Genomic DNA, 20,358 nt, shown 5'->3' on the forward strand with positions numbered 1-20,358 from the left:
CGCGGGTCCAACTGAAATACGAGCTCGAAGCACCAAGTACGAACCGACCTCTGCGCCGGACGCCGCCCCTGAATTACACGCCCGTTTCATGGGTCGTGGGACGCGCGAAGCGCGGTGGAACAACTGAAATGAGCGTGCGCGCCCTGCCCTACAGCCGCCAGGACATTGACGACGACGACATCGCCGCCGTCACCGCGGTCCTGCGCTCCGACTTCCTGACGCAAGGCCAGCAACTGCCCGCCTTCGAGGCCGAGTTCGCCGCCGTGCACCAGGTGCCGCACGCACTCGCCGTGGGTAATGCGACGCAGGCGCTGCACATCGCCTGCCTGGCGCTGGGCGTGGGCCCCGGCAGCCGCGTGTGGACGTGCACCAACAGCTTCCTGGCGTCGGCCAACTGCGCACGCTACTGCGGCGCCGACGTGGACTTCGTCGACATCGACCCCGCCACGCGCCAGATCAGCCTGCCGGCGCTGGCCGCCAAGCTCGAAGCAGCGCAAGCCACCGGCACGCTGCCGCAGGTCGTCATCCCCATCGACTTCGCCGGCCTGCCCTGCGACTGGCCCGCGCTGCGCGCGCTGGCCGACCGCCACGGCTTCAAGCTGCTGCAGGACGGCTCGCACGCCACCGGCGCGACGCTGCACGGCCAGCCGATGGCGTCCGACTGGGCCGACATCAGCGTGTTCAGCTTCCACGCGGTGAAGGTGGTCACCACGGCCGAGGGCGGCATGGTCTGCACGCGCGACGCCGCGCTGGCGCGCACCATGGACAGGCTGCGCTCGCACGGCATGGTTCGCGACCCGGCGCAGATGCGGGCCGAGCCCGACGGCCCCTGGAGCTACGAGCAGCAGACGCTGGGCTACAACTACCGCATGACCGAGCTGCAAGCCGCGCTGGGCCGCTCGCAGCTGCGCCGCCTGCCCGGCATGCAGGCCCGCCGCGAGGCGCTGGCCACGCGCTACGACCAGATCCTTGCCGACCTGCCGCTGCGCCTGCCCCCGCGGCGCGACGGCGCGCAGTCGGCCTGGCACCTGTACGCCATCGAGCTGGACGACGCCACGCGCCGCAAGGCCGTCTTCGAAGGCCTGCGCGCGCAGGGCATCGGCGTGCAGGTGCACTACATCCCCATCCACACGCAGCCCTACTACCGCGCGCTGGGCTTCCAGCCGGGCGATTTCCCGGCTGCCGAGAACTACTATGCCAGCACGATCTCGCTCCCGCTGTTCCCGGCCATGAGCGACGCCGACCAGGACCGCGTCGCCGCCGCGCTGCGCGAACTGCTGAAGGACTGACGTGGAGCTGGCGCTCGGCACCGTCCAGTTCGGCCTGGCCTACGGCGCCGTGGGCAGCGGCCACATGGTGGAGCCCGCCACGGCCACCGCCATCCTGGAAGCTGCCTGGCAGGCCGGCGTGCGCTGCCTGGACACGGCCGCCGCCTATGGCGACATCGAGGCGCGGCTGGCTGCGCTGTGCGGGCCGCACCCGTTTCGCATCATCAGCAAGATCGCGCCGCTGGGCAGCATCCCTGCCGCCGACCGCGCGGAGGCGGTCACGGCCAGCGTGCAGCGCAGCATCGATCGGCTGGGCGACCGGCTGGACGGCCTGCTGTTCCACAGCGTGGCCGACCTGCAGGCCGAGGGCGGCGATGCGCTGTGGGCCACTGCCCGCGCGGCGCTGCGGGCAGCCGGCCGGCCGATGAAGCTGGGCGTGTCGGGCTACGCGCCCGAGGAGCTGCAGCGCCTGCGCCAGCGCCTGGACATCGAGCTGGCGCAACTGCCCGGCAATGCGCTGGACCAGCGGCTGGCCACCGGCCATGACTTCACCGGCATCGAGCTGCACCTGCGCTCGGCCTTCCTGCAGGGCCTGCTGCTGGCGCCCGAACGCGGCGCCCAGCGCGTGCCGGCGGCTGGGCCCGCCCTGGGCCGCTGGCGCCAGCGCTGCGACACGGCCGGCCTGGCGCCGGTGGAGGCGGCGCTCGGCGTCGTGCAAGGCCTGCCCGACGTGGCGGCCTGCGTCGTCGGCGTCGAGACCGTGGCGCAGTTCCAGGAGATTGCCGGCGCCTGGGCTCGCAGCCGGCCGCTGCACTGGCCCGAGGTGGCCAGCGCCGACCCCGACGCCTGGGACCCACGCCGCTGGCCGGCAGGCTGAACCACTGGCACGGCGCCGCATCGCAGCAAAACGGCGAGCTTTCGCCGTCAAATCCCGGCGCCCGGCGCGGCAAGGGCGGACATACTGGCCTTCCCGCCACTGTGTCCCCGCCATGAACGTCGTCGCCATCATCCAGGCCCGCATGAGTTCCACGCGCTTGCCCGGCAAGGTGCTGATGCCGCTGGCCGGCCGGCCGGTGCTGGCCCATGTCGTGGACCGGGTGCGCCACGCGCACCGCGTGAACGCCGTCGTCGTCGCGACCTCCACCGATGCCAGCGACGAGGCCATCCAGGCCTGGTGCGAATCGGCCGGCGTGGCCTGCTGGCGCGGCAGCCTGCACGATGTGCTGGACCGCTATCACCAGGCCGCCCAGGCCCACCACGCCGACGCCATCGTCCGCATCACCGCCGACTGCCCGGCGCTGGACCCGGCCATCGTCGACGAGGTGGTGGACGCCTTCATCGGCGGCGGCTTGGACTTTTGCAGCCTGGCCGGCGAGTTCCCCGACGGGCTGGACTGCTCGGTCTTCGCCGCCAGCGCCATCGCCCGCGCGCACCGCGAGGCCCGGCTGCCGTCCGAGCGCGAGCATGTCGGGCCCTACATCGAGCACCACCCCGAGTGGTTCAAGAACGGCGCCGTGCGCAAGTTCACCGGCCTGGCCCACCACCGCTGGACGCTGGACGAGCCGCGCGACTACGAGTTCCTGCAGGCCGTGTTCTCGCGGCTGTACCGCGACGGCGCCGCGCCCTTTGGCGCCGCCGACGTGCTGGCGCTGCTGGAGCGCGAGCCCGCGCTGGCCGGCATCAATGCCGACATCACCCGCAACGCGGGCTACCTGAAATCCCTGCAAGCCGACAAGCAACACGACCATGTTCAGCCTTGACGACCTGAAAAACAGCCGCGGCCCGGCTCTGTACCGCCACGCCAAGGAAATGATCCCGGGCGGCACGCAGCTGCTGTCCAAGCGACCCGAGATGTTCGCGCCGGACGTCTGGCCGTCCTACTACAGCAAGGCCAAGGGCTGCCGCGTCTGGGACCTGGACGGTCGAGAGTTCATCGACATGTCCATCATGGCCGTCGGCGCCTGCATCCTCGGCTATGCCGACGACGAGGTGGACGACGCCGTCGTGGCGGCCATCCGCAGCGGCGTCAACAGCTCGCTGAACTGCCCGGAGGAGGTGGAACTGGCCGAGGCGCTGATCGAGCTGCACCCCTGGGCCGGCATGGTGCGCTATGCGCGCAGCGGCGGCGAGGCCATGGGCATGGCCGTGCGCATCGCCCGCGCCCACACGCGGCGCGATGTGGTGCTGTTCAGCGGCTACCACGGCTGGAACGACTGGTACCTGGCCGCCAACCTCGGCGAGCGCGACGGCCTGGACGGCCAGCTCATGCCCGGCCTGCAGCCCAACGGCGTGCCGCGCGGCCTGACCGGCACGGCCATCCCCTTCCACTTCAACGACATCGACTCGCTGCGCGACACGATCAAGGGCAAGGAAGGGCAGATCGCCGCCATCGTCATCGAGCCTGCACGCGGCGAGGAGGCGCCCGGCGAGTACCTGCGCAAGCTGCGCGAGATCGCCGACGAGATCGGCGCCGTGCTCGTGTTCGACGAGATCACCAGCGGCTACCGCATGTGCGCCGGCGGTATCCACCGCCGTTACGGGCTGAACCCCGACATCGCGGTGTTCGCCAAGTCCATGGCCAACGGCTACGCCATGGCCGCCGTGCTCGGCACCGAACGCGTCATGCAGTCGGCGCAGACCACCTTCATCTCCAGCACCAACTGGACCGACCGTGTCGGCCCCGCAGCCGCACTGGCGACGCTGCGCAAGTACCGGCGCGAGCGCGCCGAGGAACGCCTCATCGCGATCGGCAACCAGACCAAGGCCATCTGGACCGCCGCTGCCGCCAAGGCCGGCCTGGCCATCAGCGTGTCCGGCCTGCCCACGCTGGCGGCCTTCGGCTTCCAGCACCCGCAGGCCGTCGCACTGAACACACGCTTCACGATCGAGATGCTGCAGCGCGGCTTCCTGGGCTTCCGCCAGTTCAAGGCCTCGCTGGCCCACGGCGACGCCGAGATGAGCGCCTACGCCCAGGCCTGCGACGAGGTCTTCGCGCGGCTGGCGACGCTGCCCGCCGAAGCCCTGCTGGAGACGCCGCCGCACCACGCCGGCTTCCAGCGCCTGACCAAGGAGTGAGGCCATGAGCGCCAGCTCGCCCCAAGAACTGCGCCAGTCCTGGCAGGACGCCCAGGGCTGCATCCATGCCGGGCCGGTGCGCCAGACGGCCAACGGCTTCACCGTGGTTGGCTGCGCGGCCTGCGGCTTCAGCCACACGCTGCCGCTGCCGACGCCGCAGGAGCTGGAGCACATCTATGCCCACGAGTACTACACCCAGGAAAAGCCGCTCTACATCGAGCGCTACCTGGAAGACAAGGCCTGGTGGGACGAGGTCTACGCCGAGCGCTACGAGCGCCTGGAGGCGGAACTGCCCGCCGGGCGCCGCCGCCTGCTGGACATCGGCTCCGGCCCCGGGCTGTTCCTGGCGGCCGGGCGCGAACGCGGCTGGGACGTGATGGGCGTGGAGCCCTCCGAGCGCGCCAGCAGCTACAGCCGCGACGTGCTGAAGCTCGATGTCCGTTCGATGTTCCTGACCGACGAGACGGCCGCAACGCTGGGGCAGTTCGACGTGATCAATCTCGGCGAAGTGCTGGAGCACCTGCCCGACCCTGCCGGCATGCTGCGGCTGGTGCATGGCCTGCTCGCACCGGGCGGCATGCTCGTGGTGCTGGTGCCCAACGATTTCAACCCGTTCCAGCGTGTGCTCAACGAGAGCATGGGCGTCGCACCGTGGTGGGTGGCGCCGCCCCACCACCTGAACTACTTCGACACCGACACCCTGCCCCGGCTGGTGGCGCGCTGCGGCTTCGAGGTGCGCCATGTCGAGACCACCTTCCCCATCGACATGTTCCTGCTCATGGGCCACCACTACATCGGCAACGACACGCTGGGCCGTCAGGCCCACGCCATGCGCAAGACTTTGGAGATGAACCTGCGCGCCGCAGGCGCCAGCGGGCGGGCGCTGAAGTCGCAGCTGCACCAGGCGTTCGCTGGCCTGGGCCTGGGCCGCGAGGTGCTAGCCTTCGCGCGCAAGACCGACGACACCTCTTCCCCAGCATGAGCGACACCTCCGACGACGACTTCCTGCTCGCCAGCCCGCTGGCCCGAGAGCTCTTCGCGCGCGTGCGGCACCTGCCCATCATCGACTACCACAGCCATCTGCCCGTGGATGTGCTGGCCGCTGACAAGCCGTTCAGCAACCTGACGGATCTGTGGATACGCGGCGACCACTACAAGTGGCGGGCCATGCGGCTCAACGGCATGCCCGAGGCCACCTGCAGCGGCGACGCCAGCGATGTCGACAAGTTCCAGGCCTGGGCGGCCACCGCCCCGCTGACGCTGCGCAACCCGCTCTACCACTGGACGCGGCTGGAGCTGCGCCATGCCTTCGGCATCACGCGCGAGCTCACGCCCGCCACCGCCCAGGGCATCTGGGAAGAGGCCAATGCCAAGCTGCAGACCCCGGCCTGCAGCCCGCGCGGCCTGCTGGCGCGCAGCGGCGTGCGGGTGCTGTGCACCACGGACGATCCGGCAGACTCGCTGACCCACCACCAGGCGCTGAGTGCTGACGCCAGCGTCGGCACGGCCGTCTATCCGACGTTCAGGCCCGATGCCGCATGTGCACTGCATGGCCCCGAGGCCTTCAACGCCTGGCTGGCTCGCCTGCGCGCGGCCACGGACCTGCCGGTCACCAGCCTGCAAGGTCTGCTCGACGCGCTGCTGCAGCGCCACGCTGACTTCCATGCGCAGGGCTGCCGGGTCTCGGACCACGGCCTGGAATCGGTGGACGCCATCGCCTGCAGCGAGGCCGAAGCCGCATCGCTTTTCGAGCGCCTGCTGCAAGGCCAGCCCTTGACGGGCGCGCAACTCGCGCAATGGCGCAGCTTCCTGATGCAGCGCTTCGGTGAGTGGAACCACCAGCGCGGCTGGGTGATGATGCTGCACCTGGGCGCCTTGCGGAACAACAACAGCCGCATCTTCGGCCGCGTCGGCCTGGACACCGGCTGCGACTCCATCGGCGACTTCGACCAAGCGCGCGGCCTGAACCGCTTCCTGGACGCGCTGGACCGCCGGGGCTGCCTGCCCAAGACCATCCTGTTCAACTCCAACCCGCGCGACAACCTGCTGTTCGCCACCATCGCCGGCAACTTCTTCGAAGACGGCGTGCCGGGCAAGGTGCAGTACGGCCCGGCCTGGTGGTTCCTGGATACCGCAGGCGGCATGCTGGCCCAGCTGGACGCCTTGTCGGCCGTGGGGCTGGCCCAGCACTTCGTGGGCATGGTGACCGACTCGCGCAGCTTCCTGTCGTTCTCGCGGCACGACTACTTCCGCCGGCTGATGTGCAACCTGTACGCCAGCGAGGCCCTGGCCGGCCTGATGCCGGACGACGCCGACCGGCTGGGCGGCGTGCTGCAGGCCATCTGCCACGGCAACGCGGCGAGCTACTTCCACTGGGCGCACCCGACGTGCTGAGCGACATGAACATGGTGCTGATCGGCGCCAGCGGCGCCATCGGCGGCAACTTTGTCGCGGCAGCCCTCGCGCACAAGGCAAGAGTGATCAATCTCGGCCGCCACGCGCCCACCGAAGCCGAGGTGCGTCACCTCTACGCCGACATCGGTTCACTGGCCTCGCTGCAGCAGGCCGCCGACCAGGCGAAGGCCGAGCTTGGCCGCGTCGATGTCGTCATCAATTTCGCGGGCACTCACCACAAGCCCATGGACTTCCTGCGGGATGACGCCGAAGCCCTGCTGAGCGAGTTCGACCGCGTCATCGCCGTCAACCTGCGCGGCGCCTTCGTGGTGACGCAGGTGTTCGGCCAGCGCCTGCTCGCACAGCGCCATGGGCATCTCATCCATCTTGCGTCCAACGCGTCGCGGCTGTCGCTGTACGGCTCCTACGGCTACAACGCCTCCAAGCACGGGCTCGAAGGCCTGATCAAGACCGCTGCCGCGCAGTTCGCACCCTATGGCGTGCGCGTCAACGGCGTGGCTCCCGGCACGGTCGAGACCGCGCTGAACCGGCACCTGCTGCGCAACCCGGACGACGGCCGCCCGACACCGCGCGCCGCCTCCATCCTGGCGCACACGCCCACCAAGCGGTTCGCGTCGCTGGACGGCATCACCGAAACCCTGCTGGCCACCTGCGTGCCGCAGCGCCACCTGACCGGCAACCTGATCTTCTGCGACGACGGCTACAACGTCGAAGGCCACTCCTGGCCCGAAGGCAACCGCGCCGTGTACGACAGCAGCGCGGCGGTCGATGCGCTGTACCAGCGGCTGAACGACGAGGAGCGGCCATGAGCGAGCATGACGCCTGGGCCTGCGCGCTTTGCGGGAGCGGCGACCACCGCGCGGTCTGTGAGAAGGCCGGCGCACGCTACGTGCAGTGCGCACGCTGCCAGGTGGTGCGTCAGCAGCCCTACCCGTCTGCCGCCGACATCGATGCCTACTACGCGAACTACCAATCGCACAAGAACGCGCAGTCCGACTACCTCAGCGACGCCGGCTACGCCGCGTTCAGCCGCGACAAGCGCTTCACCTTCGCCGACCTGGGGCTGCCCGCTGACGCTTTCACCGGCAAGACGGTGCTGGACGTCGGCTGCGCGACGGGGCAGTTCCTCACGCTGATGGCCGACAGCGGCGCTGCGAGGGTGCGCGGCATCGACGCCAGTGCCGAATGCATCGCCACCGCCAAGGCGCGTGGGCTGGATTGCGAAAGCATCGACTTCCTGGACGTCCAGGGCCAGCACGACGTCATCACGATGTGGCACCTCATCGAGCATCTGCCCCAGCCGCTCGACTACCTGCGCCACGCCCATGCACTGCTCGCGCCAGGCGGCTGGCTGTTGATCGAGACGCCCGTCATCGGCATGGTGTCGGAAGCCTTCGGCGCGAACTGGCGCTACTTCATGCCCACCGAACACATCAATCTGTTCACCATGGACGCCTTGGTGCGTCATGCCGCCGGCGTGGGCTTTTCGCTGCGCAGCCACATCCGCTTCGGCAGCGGCAACGACAGCGAGGCCGTACCCGCCCCCAACAAGCGGGCCATGGACCTCATCGCCAAGAAGGCCGGTTTCGGTGACACGCTGGCCCTGTGGCTGATCAAGAACTGACACATCGCAATCCATGACGACCCAACAGCAAGAAAGCATCCTCATCGTCAGCGCGGGGATGATGCAGATCCCCGCAATCAAGACCGCCAAGGCCCTGGGCCTGCGTGTGGTGGCCACCGACCGCAGCGCCGACGCGCCCGGCTTCGCGCTGTGCGACGAAGCCGTGGTGCTGGACTCCAAGGACGTCGACGGCCACGTGCGCTTCGCGCTGGCCGAGCGCGACCGGCTCAACCTGCGTGCCGCCTTCGCCGGCTCCGACATCGCCGTCACCGTCGCCGCCGTGACCAACGCGCTCGGCCTGCCGGGCATCCCGCTGGACGTGGCGCAACGCTCCAACAACAAGGGTCTGATGAAGGAGCGCTGGCTGCGCGACAACATCCCCACGCCCTTCGGCGCCGAGGTGCAGACGCTGGAAGAAGCCCGCCAGGTGCTGCGGCGCACGGGCTTCCCGGCCATCGTCAAGGCGGTCGACAACGCCGCCTCGCGCGGCAGCATGAAGATCGAATCGGATGCCGAACTGCCGCAGGCGCTGGAGCAGGCCCGCGCCGCCTCGCGCACCGGCACGGCCATCGTCGAGGAATACGTGGTGGGCGCCGAGCAGAGCGTTGAGACCATCGTCTGGCAGGGCCGCCACTACCACGTCGGCATGGCCGACCGCGAGTTCGGCTACCACCCCTTCCACATCGAGACCGCCCACGTCGACCCCTCGCTGCTGGGCAGCGACGCGCAACGCCGCATCTACGACGTCGTCGACGCGGCAGCCGACTCGCTGGGCATCGACTTCGGCCCGGCCAAGGCCGACATGATCATGACGGCGCGCGGCCCGATGATCCTGGAGATGCCCGCCCGCCTCAGCGGCGGCTTCCATTCGCAGTACACGACGCCGCTGTCCACCGGGCAGGACCCCATCCGCGCCGTGATGGAGATTTCGCTGGGCCGACCGCTGGACGAATCGCTGATCCGCCCACGCCAGCACCGCACGGCCGTCTGCGCCGGCATCTTCCCGCCGCCGGGCCGCATCCGCGCCATCCACGGCGTGGAGGAGGCCCGTGCGCTGCCGGGCATCGAGCAAGTCATCGTGACGCGCAAGCCGGGCGACGCCGTCACCGACTACATCGACAACGGTTGCCGCTTCTGCTGGGTCATCGGTGTCGGTGACGACAAGGCCCAAGCCCTGGCCGCCATCGAACGCGCCCGCGCCACCATCCGCATCGAGGTCGATCCGGCCTGACCGGCGCGCTTCGCCACCCCAACCGCCGCATCGGAGAGCCCCATGACCGTCTCTTTCATCGCCGAAGTCTCCAGCAACCACGCGCAAGACCTGCAGCGCTCCTTCGACTTCATCGACCGCGCTGCCGACGTGGGCTGCGCGGTCGTCAAATTCCAGCTGTTCAAGGTCGAGTCACTGTTCTCGCCGGAAGCGCTCAAGAGCAAGCCCGACCTGCTCAAGCGCAAGGCCTGGGAGCTGCCGCTCGACTTCCTGCCCCAGCTCGCCCAACGCTGCCAGCAGCGCGGCATCGCCTTCAGCTGCACCCCCTTCTACCTGGAAGCGGTGGCCGAGCTGGCACCCTACGTGGACTTCTACAAGATCGCCTCCTACGAGCTGATGTGGGACGCACTGCTCGCCGCCTGCGCTGCCACCGGCAAGGGCGTGGTGCTGTCCACCGGCATGGCCACGATGGACGAGATCGTGCACGCCACCGGCGTGCTGAAGAAGAACGGCTGCGCCAACCCGACGCTGCTGCACTGCACCTCGGCCTACCCGACGCCCTACGAGGAGGCCAACCTGGCGGCGATCCAGACGCTGCGTGAGGCCACCGGCTGCGCGGTCGGCTGGTCCGATCACACGGTGCAGCCCGGCGTCATCCACCGTGCGGTGCACCGCTGGGGCGCCAGCATGGTGGAGTTCCACCTCGACCTGGACGGCCAGGGCGACGAGTACGCCGCCGGCCATTGCTGGCTGCCCGAGCAGATCGGCCCGGTCATCCGCGATCTGAGCATCGGCTTCGGTGCCGATGGTGACGGCGTGAAGGTGCCCGTGGCCTCGGAGTTGCCCGACCGGCTCTGGCGCGCTGACCCGAGCGACGGCCTGCGCCCGCTGCTGGAGATGCGGGCGCGGCTTCAGGCCGCCTGATGCCGACGGCCGGTCCGCTGCGCGTGCTGCTGGCCTGCCATGCCGGCAGCGGCGTGGGCCTGGGCCATCTGAGTCGCGTTCTGGTGGCGGCGCGCGCGATGCGCCGGCATCTGCAGGCCGAGGTGGCGCTGCTGGTGCAGGCCGACCCCATCGCGCATGCCGGCCTCGCCGCCTTCGAGCACCGCTTCATCGCACCGGGCGACGACCTGCTCCAGGCCATCGACAGCGCACGCGCCGACGTGCTGGTGCTGGATCTGCAAGCCCAGCGCCTGCCGGCGCTGCTGCCGCAGGCGCTGCGCCGCTGGCGCGCAGCCGGCCGCCTGGCTGTCGGCATCGATGCCCTGCTGCCGCTGCGCGCCGAGCTGGACCTGGTGCTGATGCCGACCTTCCACTTCGTGCCGCCTGCAGGGCTGCCCGAGGGCGCGCCCATCCTGCACGGCTGGGACTGCTACCTGATTGACGACAGCGGCCCGGCGCCGGCCTGGCGGCCTGGCTCGCGCGCGCTGGTGCTGACTGGCGGCAGCGACGCGACCCAGCTCGGCCAGCACTGGCCGGCACTGCTCGATCAGCAGCTGCCCGCCGACGCCGAACTGCACTGGGTGACCGGCCCCTACGCCCGCTCGCCGGCCCTGCCCATGCAGCCCCGGCTGACCTGGCGGCAACACCTGGCACCCAGCGGCCTGGATGCGCTGATGCGCGACTGCCAGTTTGCTGCCACGGTGTACGGCGTCAGCTTCTACGAGCTGCTGGCCCTGGGCGTGCCCACCGTGGTGTTCTCGCCCTACGGCAGCAAGGACGACGCCGAGCTGGCCGGCATCGCGGCCCTGGACATCGCTCTCGTGGCGCACGACGAATACGAGGCCACGCACTTGCTCGCCGCCCTCATGCAAGACCCGGCACGTGCCGCCGCGCTGTCGCGCAACGCGGCCCGGCAGCTCCATACTCCCGGCGGCGAGCGGCTGGCTCGTGCCATCCAGGACCTGCTCCACTGACCATGCCCCAAGGCTATTTGCTGTTCCACCTGAACCTGGCGTTCTCGTCCATCAAGACGGAGCTGCGCCCGCAGGTCATCGAGAAGTGCTACTGGCCGCTGCTGCGGCTGGCCGAGAAACGGACGCTGCCCGTGGGCATCGAGCTGACCGGCTGGACGCTGACGCAGATTGCCGCGCTGGACCCGCAGTGGGTGGTGAAGTTCGCCGCGCTGCTGAAGGCCGGCCGCTGCGAGCTCATCGGCAGTGGCTGGACGCAGATGATCGGCCCGCTGGCGGCGCACGAGGCCAACCGCTGGAACCAGCGCCTGGGCCTGCAGGCCTACCGCGAGCTGCTGGACGCGACGCCCGCCATCGTGCTGGTCAACGAGATGGCCTTCTCCACCGGCATGGTGGACGTCTATGCCGAGGCCGGCTACCAGGGCCTCGTCATGGACCGCGACAACGTGCGCCTGGCCCTGGGCCTGGCCGGCGCACCGCTGAGCGCCACGCCCACCCATGCGCTGGGCTGCGGCGATGCAGCCCAGGCCAGCACGCTGCCGGTGCTGTGGGGCGACTCCATCCTCTTCCAGAGCCTGCAGCGCGTCGTGCATGGCGACAAGCCCATGGCCGAGTACCTGGCCTATGTCGCCCGCCGCGCCGAACGCGACGGCACGGTGCTGCCCATCTACTGCAACGACGCCGAGATCTTCGACTTCCGGCCGGGCCGCTTCACCACCGAGGCGGTGCTGACGGGCGAGAGCGAATGGCGCAAGCTCGCGCAGCTGTGCGACCGGCTGGAGGCCGACCTGGGCCTGCAGTGGCTCAGCCCGTCGGCCGCGCTGGCCACAGTGCAGGCCAGCCTGCCGCGCCAGGCGCGGGTGCTGTCGTCCGTGGCCCACCCCATCCCGGTCAAGAAGCAGGCCAAGTACAACATCAACCGCTGGGCCGTCACCGGCCGGGACGACCTGGCGCTGAACAGCGACTGCCACCGCCTCTGCACAGCGCTGCAGGCCGCGGGCAACACGACGCCCGAGGACTGGCGCACGCTGTGCGAGTTGTGGGCCAGCGATCTGCGCACCCACATCACCGACCCGCGCTGGGCCGAGGCCCAGGCCCGGCGCCAGGCCTTGTTGCAGCGCCTGGGCCTGAGCGATGCGCCCACAGGCACGGCCCCGATCACCTGGCAGCCGCTGGCGTCCTTCGCAGCGCCGGCCGGCGTGCAGCTGGACAGCGACGACTCCGGCATCCTGCTCAACCTGCGCACTGCGCACACCGCGCTGACGCTGAACCAGCGCCGCGGGCTGACGCTGCAGTCGCTGGGCTTCGCGACCAACGATTGGCGCCCGGTGGTCGGCACGCTGGCCCAGGGGCACTTCGACAGCATTGAGCTGGGCGCGGACTTCTACTCCGGCGGCGTGTTGCTGGAGTCCCCGGTCAACCGGGCCAGGCTGACCGACCTGGAATGGGTGCAGCCCGAGGCGGCCCTGCACGATGGCGACCTGATGCTGCGCGCACGGCTACCGTTCGCGGGCGGCGTGCTGGAAAAGCGCCTGGCCATCTCGCTGCAGACCGCCTCCGTGCGGTTGGGCTACCACTTCGAGGCGATCGAGCGGCCGCTGGGCAGCCTGCGTGTGGGCGTGCTGACGCTGCTGCACGAGCACCTCGTGGAGCCGCTGACGCTGCACTGCCACCAGGGTGGCGGCGAAGAACATTTCACGCTGAACCAGCTCAGCACCCATGCTGCAGCGGCGTCCACGCTCGTGTCCAGCACCGCCGCGTTCGGCGCCACCGACGGCCGGCTGCGCCTGACCGATGCGCGCGGGCCGGTGCTGACCCTGCAATGGGACCCGACGCGCTGCGCCGCCGCGCCCATGCTGACGCACCAGGACGCCAGCCCCACGCCGTTCACGCGGCTGAAGTTCTCGCTCGCGGAGCTGGACGACACCACCCGCCCTGGCGGCACGCTGCGGGATTTCGAGCTGACGCTGACGCCGGGCTGAACCGGGCCTCAGCTCAGTCGGCCAGCCAGGCGCGCAGCGGCCGGGCGCCGGCCTGGCTGTCCCGCGCGCGCTGTTGCTGCGTGCGCAGGAAGTCGTGCAGGCAGGCGGGGTTGTCCGCCATCACCCGCAGGCGGTCCAGCAACTCGGCCAGATTCATGCGCGGCGCCACCGCGCGGTCGACGATCTTCCATTCGTCGCTGGCCAGCGGCCGGATCTCGGCCTGCATCACGCCCACGCCCGCGCGCAGCACCTCGTGCAGGCCGGAGGTGGGCATGTCATAGCCCAGCAGCAGGTCGCAGCCGCCCGCAAAGTCCACCAGCGTGCCCTGGGTGTCCGCCAGCAGCGGCTCCAGCGGCAGCGCCAGGCGCTGCGCCAGCATCTGCAAGGGCGTCTCGGCCAGGCGGGCACGCAGCCGCAGATGCAGGCCCAGCGCCTGACAGCCCGCCAGCAGTTGGGCCAGGCCGGCGGCGTAGTCCTCGAAGCTCAGCAGGCTCACGCCATTGGCGCTCAGGCCGTTGAGCACGACGCCCACCGTCTTCAGCGCAGCCGGCAGCGGCGGCGGCTCGGGCCAGCCGCCCGGGTAGGCCAGGCGCCCGGCGGGCAGTTGGCGCCCTCCAAGGTCCAGGCAGGGCCCGTCCTGCAATCCGTGATGCAGGCACAGCGCGTCCAGCCCGTCGCTGTTGAACACCGGCTGGTTGAACACCTTGGAATGCGGCAGCAGCGTGACCGGAATGGCGTGCCCGGCCGCAAAGCTGAGCAGCGCGCCATGGATGGTGGCGTCGTGGTTGGAGAGCAGCAGCCGGCGCGGCAGGCGGCCGGCGAAATGCTGCTCCAGCCAGAAGCACAGCAGCGCCTGCGCCTCCAGCGCCTGCCACAGCGCCGTGACCTGCACGTCGCGGAAGCCCTGGTGCACGATCACCGGCTGCAGGTGCTCGCGCAGCACCTCGCAGACCGGCCCGGCCAGCGCCTCCAGCGCCGCCAGCCGCTCGGGTGGTAGCAGGCCGCGCACCTCGCGGGCGTCCACCAGCCCGGTGGACGGCAGCCCGTCCAGCGGCACGTCGTACACCTCGGCGCTGAGCAGGCCGCAGCGCAGCCCGCTGGCCAGGATTTCCTCGCTGAAATGGGCGGCGTCGTGGAAGCAGGTCGGCAGGTGGGCCAGCAGCTCGACATCGGCCGGCAGCTGCCGCAGGTCGGGCAGTTGCCCCCAGTCCAACGTCGGCACGTCGACGAGGTAGGCCGCATGCGGTTTGCCGCGCGCGACCAGCTGCTCCATCAGCATCAGGCCGGGCAGGAAAGAGTGCGAGCCGTAGCGGTGCGGCTGGCGCGGCAGGATGACGTGCCAGCGCTCGGGGTCGTGCGCCGCCAGCACCTGCTGCCAGACCGCGCGGTAACCCAGCGCCGTCCAGAATAGTTGCTGGAAGCGGTGCACCGACCAAGGCACCGTGCGGCTGCCCGGCACCAGTTGCGCCAGCCAGGGCGTCAGCGCGCGTCCCAGCGCGCGGGCCCGCGCCAGCGCCTCGGCCACCACCGGGCGCATCACACCAGCGTCCACGTGCGTGAAAACCTGCGGTTCGGGCAGCGGAAAGCTGATCACGCGCACGCTCAGCAGCGGGTCGGCGACCAGCAGTTCGGCCTGCTGCTGCTCGCGCAGCGCGGCGGCGCTAGGCAGGTCCAGCCGATGGCTGACGGCGATCAGCCCGGCCATCGCGCGCCCTCGCGTCGCTGCGCGGCCGGTTGGGGCCGCCTGTGTCCCTGGCTCACTGGGCGCAATTGTTGTTCCAGACAAGCATCCACGTTCCTGCACGCCCTCGCGGCGGCGGCCCTCAACGCAACGCCGCCATCACGCCTGGCCCCATGGACCACAGCATGGCCAGCGACTGCTGCGCCTCGAACAGCGTGCTGAGCTGGGCGACGCGCAAGGAATAGTAGTCGGACTCCGCGCCCATCACGTCGAACAGCGAGCGCCGGCCCATCTGCTGCCACTGCACCAGAGTCGCGGCGCGCAGCCGCTCGCTGTTGCGCAGAATTTCGACGATGCGGCGTGAGCGGTCCAGCGCAGCCTCGGCCGAGCCGTAGAGGTCGCTCATCTGGTAGACCTTGGCGTTCAGCATGTCGCGCACCTGCGCCTCGGCTGCTGCGGCGCGCTTGGTGGCGGCCTGCTCGGCGGCCTGCTGGCCGGGCTGCAGGATGGGCACGGTCAGGCTGACGCCCGCGTTCCATTCGCCGACGCGGCTGCCCTTGTTCGTGGCGGTGGCGATGCCCGCACCGCCCAGGCTGACCTGCGGCTTGCCCTGGGCCGCGACGCTCTCGGCGTAGCGGCGCTGCGCGCGCGAATTGGCCTGCAGCGACAGCACGTCGGCGGACTGCGCCGCAGCGCGCTTCAGGCCCTCCATGTCGGGCAACTGGTTCAGCACCGCCGCGTAGCTGGCGCTGGGCGGCAGGTCGTCGCCCACCAGGCGCTTCAGGCGGAACTCGGTGGAGCGCAGCGCGCTGATGGTCTGCTCCATCGACAGCTCGGCCGTCATCTGGCTCTTCTGCGCCTGGATCAGCTCGCTGGCCCGGCCCTTGTCGACCTTGACGACGCCTTCCAGCGCCTCGACGAGACAGGCCATGCGACGCATGTACTGGCGGTAGATCTGGGCCTGCAGCAGCAGGCGGCCGCGGTCCAGCGAGTAGTTGACGACCTGGATGGAAATCTGCTGCTCGGCATTGAACAGGCCTTGCCGCGAGGCCTCGGCCAGTTGCGCGCGCCAGGCGCTGTTGGCCGCCGTGCGGCCGGCATCCCACAGCGGCATGTTGAAGCCCAGCGTCAGCTGCGACTGCACTTGCTGCTGGCGCAGGCCGCTGACGTGCTGGCCGGCAGCGGCGGCCGTGACAGTGGCACTGACGCTGGGCTTGTTGGCCTCGCTGGCCTGCACCCAGTCGTCACGCGCGGCCTGGGCCAGCAGCGTGGCAGCACCGATCTGCTCGCTGCGGCGCAGCGCCGTGTCCACCAGGGCCACCAGTTGGCCGCGCGGGTCGCTGGAGGCGATGGACAGATCCACGCCCCTGGACTTGTCGGCAACGATGACCGCATCGTCCTCGCCGCAGCGCAGCTGCGCCCAGGCAGGCGCGGCAATGCCGCAGGCCAGGGCCAAGGGCAGGAGGCGGTGAAGGGCACGCATGGTCGGAGCAACGGCAGGAGACAGCACGGGCTCCACTAGACCATGTGACCCCGCCTGCGAAAGGCAAGAGAAAGGCGGGGCCAGCCCGCCTATTCCGCACGCACGCCGCATCGCGTGACTAGCTCAGCGCTCTTTCAGCGCCTCCTGGCTCTTCAGCAGCGGGCGCAGCAGGAAGCTCAGCACCGTGCGCTCGCCGGTCTTGATCTCGACCGTGGCGCTCATGCCCGGGATGACGGGCAGCGGTTCGCCGTTGCGCATCAGGTTGTTCTCGTCGGCACGCACCAGCGCGCGGTAGTAGCGCGCGTCGCCACCGGGCGTGAGCTTCTCGTTGTCGCCCAGCGTGTCTGCGCTGATCATCTCGATCGCGCCCTTCAGCCCCCCGTTGACGTTGTAGTCGTAGCCGGAGATCTTCATGATGGCGCGCTGGCCAACCTGGATGAAGCCCACCTCGCGGGGCGGCACGCGCGCCTCGATCAGCACCGTGGGGCCCAGCGGCACGATCTCCATGATGGGCGAGCCGCTGGTGACCACGCCGCCCAGCGTCGTGATGCGGATGTTCTTGACGATGCCGTGCACCGGCGAACGCAGCACGGTGCGCTTCATCGCGTCCTTGCGCACCACCTGCTGCTCGGCCAGCGCAGCCAGCTCGTTCTCCAGGCGGGTCAGCTCCTGGCTGGCCTCCTGGCGGAAGCGGCTGACGCGCTCCTGGCGCTGCTGGCGCAGGTCGTTGATCTGGCGATTCACACGCATCACCTCGACCTCGGACATCAGGCCCTTGGCCGACAGTTCCTGCGCCACCTTCAGCTCGCGCGCCAGCAGGCCGACACTGCGGTCCAGGCTGGACACCGCCTCGTCCAACAGGCGCTGGCGGGCCTGGTAGGCCTGCTTCTCCAGCGCCACGGCTTCGGACTCGGGCGGTACGTCGGCCGGCAGCTCGAACCTAGCGCCATAGGCCTCGGCACGCAGCCGCGCCACGGCCACGCGCATCGCGGTGCGGCGCAGTGCACCCTCGTTCTCCTGCGCCTCCACGCGGGTCGGGTCCAGCCGCGCCAGCTCCTGGCCGGCTTGCACCTCCTCGCCCTCGCGCACCTTCAGCTCGGCCAGCAGGCCGCTGTCCAGGCTGGCGATGACCTGCTCGCGCGCCTCCGGCACGACACGGCCCTGCACGCGGCTGACCTGGTCGACCTTGGCGAAGCTGGCCCAGGCGATGGCCGCAACCAACGCCGCGGCCAGCAGGTACAGCGCCCACATCGAGCGCGGCAAGGGCTCGTCGGCGAGGGCATTCGCCAACGCGCTCGTGAACATGCCGTCTTGTCGACCGCCAGCCATCGCGCTCACCTGCCCCCGTGCATCAGCTCAGACCGAAGCCTGGCGCTGCACCGGCTGGGTGCTCGGGTGCATGTGCACCGGCGTGCCCTGCGGCTCGGCTGCGGGGCGCACGCCCGACAGCGCGGCCAGCACCTTGTCGCGCGGGCCGTCCAACACGACCTTGCCGTTGTCCATGACGACGACGCGGCTCACCAGCTCCAGCACCGCCGGGCGGTGCGTCACCGCCACCAGTGTGACGCCTTCGGACGCCTGCTTCAGCTGGCGCAGGAAGCTGGTCTCGGACTGCGCATCCATCGAGCTGGTGGGCTCGTCCATCAGCAGGATCTTGGGCTTGTTGACCAGCGCGCGCGCCAGCGCCACCAGCTGCCGCTGGCCGCCGGACAGCAGGCCGCCCATCTCGCCGACCTGCAGGTCCCAGCCCTGTGGGTGGCTGGCCACCAGGCGGTCCAGCCCGGTCAGCTTGGCCACTTCCACCAGCCGCGCCGCGTCCACGTCGCCGCGGCCCATCAGCACGTTGTCGCGCAGCGTGCCGTGGAACAGCCGCGGCTCCTGGGACACGAAGCCCACGTGGGCGCGGTATTCGGCCGGGTCGACCTGGCGCAGGTCGATGCCCTCCACTTCCACCAGGCCCTCGGTGGGCTGGTACAGCCCGCCCAGCAGCCGCAGCACGGTGGACTTGCCACTGCCGATGCGGCCCAGGATGGCGACGCGCTCGCCGGCCTCGATGCGCAGCGACACGCCGTTCAGCACCTTGGGTGCCGCCTGGTCGGGCACCGGCGGCGGGTAGCTGAAGCCCACGTCGTTCAGGCCCACACGGCCCGTCACCTGGTTCAGCGGCACGTACTGCTGGCCGGGCTGGCGTTCGGTGGGCTTGCTCATCAGCACGTCCAGGCTCTGCATCGCGGCGCGCGCGCCCTGGTAGCGCGTGACCAGGCCCACCAGCGCGCCCAGCGGCGCCAGCGCGCGCATCGAGAACATGATGGCGCCGATCAGCGCGCCCTGCGTGAGGCTGCCCTCGCGGATCAGGTAGACGCCCACCAGCAGCATGACCAGCGTGTTGACCTGGTACATGGACTGCGACAAGTGGTTGATCAGGCCGTGCATGCTGCGCATGCGGTGGCCCGACTCGGCCGCGATGGCATTGCTCATCTCGTAGCGGTGCTGGAACTGCGGCGCCGCGCCCGAGGTCTTGACGTCCTCCAGCCCTTCCAGCGCCTCGACCAGGTTGCCCTGCAGCTCAGCGTGCTCGGCCATGCCGGTGCGCACGGAGCGCCGCACCAGTTGCTGCAGCACGATGATGCCGATCAGCATGATGGGCACGGTCAGCGCGACCACCCAGCCCAGCGGGCCGCCGACGACGAACACCATGCCGACAAAGATGAAGATGAACGGCACGTCGCTGATGACCGACATGGACGCCGACGCGAAGAAGTCGCGCACCGTCTCCACCTGGCCCATGTAGTGCGCGCAGGAGCCGGCCGATGCGGGCCGGTGCTCCATGCGGATGGACAGGATGTGCTTGAACAGCCGCGAGCCGATGATGAGGTCAGCCTTGCGGCCGGCCATGTCGATCAGGTCCGCGCGCAGATGCTTGGCGAACAGGTCGAAGACCACGCACAGCGCGCCGCCGATGACCAGCGTCCACAGCGTGGCGATCGCGTCCTGGTGCGGGATCACCTTGTCGTAGATGACCGCCGTGACCATGCCGGTGCCCAGCATCAGCACGTTGCTGAGCAGCGCCGCCAGCATCGCGCCGCGGTAATAGGGCATGAAGCGCTTGAGCGTGCCCCACAGCCAGTGGTCGGTGCGGTCCAGCTCGATCAGGTGGTGGTGGGCGCGCGCCTGCGAGCGCGGCCCCTCGGCCGGGCTCGCCAGCAGGCAGAAGCCGCTGTACTCACCTTGCAGTTCTGCCAGCGACGCCTCGACGGCCTTGGCGTCGGCACCGGGGAAGACCACCTCGAAGCGGTCGCTGCCCTCGGCCAGCGGCCGCACCAGCAGGCAGGCATCGCCGCCCTTGAGCAGCAGCACGGCCGGCAGCATCAGCCCGTTGATCTGGGCCAGCGGGCGGCGCTGCATGGCGGCGTCGTAGCCAGCCTCACGCATCAGGCGCACGGCCTGGTCGGGTGCCAGCGCGCCGTCGGCGGCGCCGTCGGCGCGCAGCGAGGCGGCCGAGCGCGGGCGGCCGTGGTGCTGTGTCAGCCAGACCAGCGCATGCAGCAGCGGGTCGCCCAGATCGGCGCCGGCACCCGGCGTGTCCTCTGCCTCGGGCCGGCGCGGCGGTGCGGGCGGGGCCTCGGCCAGGTGCAGGCCGCGCCGACCCTCACCGCCACCCGGCGGGTCGAAGAAGTCGTCACGGCGTGATTGCGGCACCTGGGTGG

At 70.5% G+C, this 20,358-nt stretch carries 16 protein-coding genes; 12 read left to right on the top strand and 4 right to left on the bottom strand.

Features of this window, described 5'->3' with window-relative positions:
• The first annotated feature begins 128 nt into the window (after positions 1 to 128).
• The 12 genes from pseC (at position 129) to ACG00Y_RS00060 (ending at position 13,487) form a co-directional block, all read left to right on the top strand.
• Positions 129 to 1,289 carry a UDP-4-amino-4,6-dideoxy-N-acetyl-beta-L-altrosamine transaminase gene (gene pseC, locus ACG00Y_RS00005; protein WP_394475200.1) on the top strand — a complete coding sequence of 387 codons (1,161 nt, stop codon included), beginning with the start codon at positions 129 to 131 and terminating at the stop codon, positions 1,287 to 1,289.
• A 1-nt stretch (position 1,290) separates the two neighbouring features.
• The gene (locus ACG00Y_RS00010) at positions 1,291 to 2,145 is read left to right on the top strand and encodes an aldo/keto reductase (RefSeq protein ID WP_394475201.1); all 855 of its coding nucleotides are present in this window, start codon (positions 1,291 to 1,293) and stop codon (positions 2,143 to 2,145) included.
• Positions 2,146 to 2,257: 112 nt separating this feature from the next.
• Positions 2,258 to 3,028 carry a cytidylyltransferase domain-containing protein gene (locus ACG00Y_RS00015; protein WP_394475202.1) on the top strand — a complete coding sequence of 257 codons (771 nt, stop codon included), beginning with the start codon at positions 2,258 to 2,260 and terminating at the stop codon, positions 3,026 to 3,028.
• Positions 3,015 to 4,343 carry an aminotransferase class III-fold pyridoxal phosphate-dependent enzyme gene (locus tag ACG00Y_RS00020; RefSeq protein ID WP_394475203.1) on the top strand — a complete coding sequence of 443 codons (1,329 nt, stop codon included), beginning with the start codon at positions 3,015 to 3,017 and terminating at the stop codon, positions 4,341 to 4,343. Before ACG00Y_RS00015 ends, ACG00Y_RS00020 begins: the two co-directional genes overlap by 14 nt.
• Before the next feature lie 4 nt (positions 4,344 to 4,347).
• Complete coding sequence (locus ACG00Y_RS00025) at positions 4,348 to 5,325, top strand: class I SAM-dependent methyltransferase (RefSeq protein WP_394475204.1); 978 nt, start codon at positions 4,348 to 4,350, stop codon at positions 5,323 to 5,325.
• Positions 5,322 to 6,737 carry a glucuronate isomerase gene (gene uxaC, locus ACG00Y_RS00030; RefSeq protein ID WP_394475205.1) on the top strand — a complete coding sequence of 472 codons (1,416 nt, stop codon included), beginning with the start codon at positions 5,322 to 5,324 and terminating at the stop codon, positions 6,735 to 6,737. Before ACG00Y_RS00025 ends, uxaC begins: the two co-directional genes overlap by 4 nt.
• Complete coding sequence (locus tag ACG00Y_RS00035; RefSeq protein WP_394475206.1) at positions 6,731 to 7,567, top strand: SDR family NAD(P)-dependent oxidoreductase; 837 nt, start codon at positions 6,731 to 6,733, stop codon at positions 7,565 to 7,567. The genes uxaC and ACG00Y_RS00035 overlap by 7 nt, the downstream gene beginning before the upstream one ends.
• Positions 7,564 to 8,382 carry a class I SAM-dependent methyltransferase gene (locus ACG00Y_RS00040; RefSeq protein WP_394475208.1) on the top strand — a complete coding sequence of 273 codons (819 nt, stop codon included), beginning with the start codon at positions 7,564 to 7,566 and terminating at the stop codon, positions 8,380 to 8,382. Before ACG00Y_RS00035 ends, ACG00Y_RS00040 begins: the two co-directional genes overlap by 4 nt.
• A gap of 13 nt (positions 8,383 to 8,395) precedes the next feature.
• Positions 8,396 to 9,613, top strand: a complete 1,218-nt coding sequence (locus tag ACG00Y_RS00045) for an ATP-grasp domain-containing protein (protein WP_394475209.1) — start codon at positions 8,396 to 8,398, stop codon at positions 9,611 to 9,613.
• A 42-nt stretch (positions 9,614 to 9,655) separates the two neighbouring features.
• Complete coding sequence (locus ACG00Y_RS00050; RefSeq protein ID WP_394475210.1) at positions 9,656 to 10,516, top strand: N-acetylneuraminate synthase family protein; 861 nt, start codon at positions 9,656 to 9,658, stop codon at positions 10,514 to 10,516.
• Positions 10,516 to 11,508 carry a hypothetical protein gene (locus ACG00Y_RS00055; RefSeq protein WP_394475211.1) on the top strand — a complete coding sequence of 331 codons (993 nt, stop codon included), beginning with the start codon at positions 10,516 to 10,518 and terminating at the stop codon, positions 11,506 to 11,508. Before ACG00Y_RS00050 ends, ACG00Y_RS00055 begins: the two co-directional genes overlap by 1 nt.
• A 2-nt stretch (positions 11,509 to 11,510) precedes the next feature.
• Positions 11,511 to 13,487, top strand: coding sequence for a hypothetical protein (locus ACG00Y_RS00060; protein WP_394475212.1), 1,977 nt, complete (start codon positions 11,511 to 11,513; stop codon positions 13,485 to 13,487).
• A gap of 13 nt (positions 13,488 to 13,500) precedes the next feature.
• Here the strand turns inward: ACG00Y_RS00060 and ACG00Y_RS00065 are convergent, their stop codons facing one another.
• The 4 genes from ACG00Y_RS00065 to ACG00Y_RS00080 form a co-directional block, all read right to left on the bottom strand.
• Positions 13,501 to 15,192 (bottom strand): hypothetical protein, encoded by a 1,692-nt coding sequence (locus ACG00Y_RS00065; protein ID WP_394475213.1) that lies wholly within the window; start codon positions 15,190 to 15,192, stop codon positions 13,501 to 13,503.
• A gap of 118 nt (positions 15,193 to 15,310) precedes the next feature.
• Entirely contained in the window at positions 15,311 to 16,651 is a 1,341-nt protein-coding gene (locus ACG00Y_RS00070; RefSeq protein ID WP_394475214.1) for a TolC family protein, read from the bottom strand.
• Between the two features lie 123 nt (positions 16,652 to 16,774).
• Positions 16,775 to 17,956 carry an HlyD family type I secretion periplasmic adaptor subunit gene (locus ACG00Y_RS00075; protein ID WP_394475215.1) on the bottom strand — a complete coding sequence of 394 codons (1,182 nt, stop codon included), beginning with the start codon at positions 17,954 to 17,956 and terminating at the stop codon, positions 16,775 to 16,777.
• Between the two features lie 51 nt (positions 17,957 to 18,007).
• Complete coding sequence (locus ACG00Y_RS00080) at positions 18,008 to 20,350, bottom strand: type I secretion system permease/ATPase (RefSeq protein WP_394475216.1); 2,343 nt, start codon at positions 20,348 to 20,350, stop codon at positions 18,008 to 18,010.
• Positions 20,351 to 20,358 lie beyond the last annotated feature (8 nt).

The sequence above is a fragment of the Pelomonas parva genome, assembly GCF_043555835.1.
In the GTDB taxonomy this organism is placed as follows: domain Bacteria; phylum Pseudomonadota; class Gammaproteobacteria; order Burkholderiales; family Burkholderiaceae_C; genus Pelomonas; species Pelomonas parva.

Excerpts from the sequence above, each read along its gene's own strand:
- ACG00Y_RS00040 (WP_394475208.1), top strand. The coding sequence starts at position 7,564 with ATGAGCGAGCATGACGCCTGGGCCTGCGCGCTTTGCGGGAGCGGCGAC.
- ACG00Y_RS00020 (WP_394475203.1), top strand. The coding sequence starts at position 3,015 with ATGTTCAGCCTTGACGACCTGAAAAACAGCCGCGGCCCGGCTCTGTAC.
- ACG00Y_RS00065 (WP_394475213.1), bottom strand. The coding sequence starts at position 15,192 with ATGGCCGGGCTGATCGCCGTCAGCCATCGGCTGGACCTGCCTAGCGCC.
- pseC (WP_394475200.1), top strand. The coding sequence starts at position 129 with ATGAGCGTGCGCGCCCTGCCCTACAGCCGCCAGGACATTGACGACGAC.
- uxaC (WP_394475205.1), top strand. The coding sequence starts at position 5,322 with ATGAGCGACACCTCCGACGACGACTTCCTGCTCGCCAGCCCGCTGGCC.
- ACG00Y_RS00055 (WP_394475211.1), top strand. The coding sequence starts at position 10,516 with ATGCCGACGGCCGGTCCGCTGCGCGTGCTGCTGGCCTGCCATGCCGGC.
- ACG00Y_RS00060 (WP_394475212.1), top strand. The coding sequence starts at position 11,511 with ATGCCCCAAGGCTATTTGCTGTTCCACCTGAACCTGGCGTTCTCGTCC.
- ACG00Y_RS00025 (WP_394475204.1), top strand. The coding sequence starts at position 4,348 with ATGAGCGCCAGCTCGCCCCAAGAACTGCGCCAGTCCTGGCAGGACGCC.
- ACG00Y_RS00015 (WP_394475202.1), top strand. The coding sequence starts at position 2,258 with ATGAACGTCGTCGCCATCATCCAGGCCCGCATGAGTTCCACGCGCTTG.
- ACG00Y_RS00050 (WP_394475210.1), top strand. The coding sequence starts at position 9,656 with ATGACCGTCTCTTTCATCGCCGAAGTCTCCAGCAACCACGCGCAAGAC.
- ACG00Y_RS00045 (WP_394475209.1), top strand. The coding sequence starts at position 8,396 with ATGACGACCCAACAGCAAGAAAGCATCCTCATCGTCAGCGCGGGGATG.
- ACG00Y_RS00075 (WP_394475215.1), bottom strand. The coding sequence starts at position 17,956 with ATGTTCACGAGCGCGTTGGCGAATGCCCTCGCCGACGAGCCCTTGCCG.
- ACG00Y_RS00070 (WP_394475214.1), bottom strand. The coding sequence starts at position 16,651 with ATGCGTGCCCTTCACCGCCTCCTGCCCTTGGCCCTGGCCTGCGGCATT.